This window comes from Xanthomonas sp. SHU 166 (assembly GCF_000364685.1).
In the GTDB taxonomy this organism is placed as follows: Bacteria; Pseudomonadota; Gammaproteobacteria; order Xanthomonadales; family Xanthomonadaceae; genus Xanthomonas_A; species Xanthomonas_A sontii.
This window is the reverse complement of record NZ_AQOJ01000132.1, coordinates 1-1,499: the sequence shown is the minus strand read 5'-3', so window position 1 is coordinate 1,499 and position 1,499 is coordinate 1. Positions and strand designations below refer to the sequence as shown.

General features: G+C 70.7%; 1 protein-coding gene. It reads right to left on the bottom strand.

The annotated features are described in order from the left end of the window. Positions 1-269 precede the first annotated feature (269 nt). Positions 270-1,328: a LacI family DNA-binding transcriptional regulator gene (locus D180_RS05190; protein ID WP_017907811.1), complete on the bottom strand. Its 1,059-nt coding sequence runs from the start codon at positions 1,326-1,328 to the stop codon at positions 270-272. Positions 1,329-1,499: the final 171 nt, after the last annotated feature.

Sequence of the window (1,499 nt, the reverse complement as noted above, 5' to 3'; positions counted from 1 at the left end):
GAGGGACTTCAGTCCCGACGACGGAGGGTGTCAGGCGGCTTTCGGCTTCGCTTGTCGCGTCTGCACGACCGTCAACTCCCCACAAAGCGCCTGACACCCGCATTGCAGGTCGCATCCGCCGCTCCCGCAGCGGCGGATGCGCATGCGGCGGAGCCAGGCGAACTGCCGGGGCGAGAACCACGCATCTCGCCGTGTCTTCGCGAGCGCCTGGCAGGCCGCAAGCCTCCGTCTGCCACCGCGTGCTGCGGCGCGCCGCTACGCTGCCGCGCTCAGTCTTCCGGCGGCTGGCAGGAGTCGCGCACGATCAGGTGCGGGCGCACGCTGGCCACCGCCAGCGAGGGCGTGCCCTCGGGCTGGATCAGCATGGCCGCGGCGGTGCGGCCGGTGTCGCGGGTATGCCGGCGCACCGAGGTCAGCGAGGGCCACAGCCGCGAAGCCAGCGGGCTGTCGTCGTAGCCGATGATCGACAGCTGGCGCGGGATGTTGATGTTGGCGCGCAGCGCGACCTTGTACACGCCGGCGGCCATTTCGTCGTTGCCGGTGAAGATCGCGCTGGGCCGCTGCTTGCCCAGCAACAGCTTTTCCGCCGCGGCCACACCCGATTCGAAGGTGTAGCCGGCCTCGACGATGCGCGCCGGCGGCAGTTCGATGCCGCGCCGGGTCAGCGCGTCGATGAAGCCGGCGGTGCGCTCGTGCGCGGAGCGGTAGGCGCTGGGGCCGGTGATCAGGGCGATGTCGCGGTGGCCCAGCGACAGCAGGTAGTCGGCGGCCTCGGCGGCGCCGTCGCGGTCGTGGGTGACCACCATCTGCGAGGTGTCGTCCAGCGGCAGCGAGGCGATGCGGGTGTAGCGCACGCCGATGCCGGCGAGCATGTCCGCCAGCGCCTGGTCCTCGGAGGCGCGCGGCACCAGGATCACCCCGTGCAGCTTCTGCTGCTGCACGAAGCGGCGCACGCCCTCGATGTAGCCGGGACTGCGGCTGTCGCAAGGATGCACCACCAGCTCGAAGCTGGAGCCGCGCAGCGCGTCCAGCGCGCCGTACTGCATGTCCACGATGTACTGCGCGGTGGGGTTGTCGTAGACCATGCCGATCAGGAACGAGCGACGGAACGCCAGCCCGCGCGCCAGCGGGTCCGGCGCGTAGCCGACCTCGCGCATCAGCGCCTCGACCTTCTCGCGGGTGTCTTTGCGCACCAGCGGCGAGTTGTTGATGATCCGCGACACGGTCTTCTTCGACACACCGGACAGGCGCGCGATGTCGTTGATCGTCGCGGCCTTGCCGTGGGCGGAAGCGGGAGCATCGACGGAACGGGGCTTGTTCGGCGCCATGGACGGAAAACCGGGCGAAAGAAAGGGGATTCTACTGGGTGTCATGTTCGCTCCAGCGCACGGTCACGGAAGCGGTGTAGGCGCACCGCCCCGGTGACCGGCCGCGGCGCCGCCAAGGCGGGCAGCGGCGATCGGCGCGAACGGCCCGCGGTCACCCGCCTGGCGCGAGCC

What these genes read in the sequence shown, in the direction of transcription:
- D180_RS05190 (WP_017907811.1), bottom strand. Translation starts at nt 1,328, where the DNA reads ATGGCGCCGAACAAGCCCCGTTCCGTCGATGCTCCCGCTTCCGCCCAC.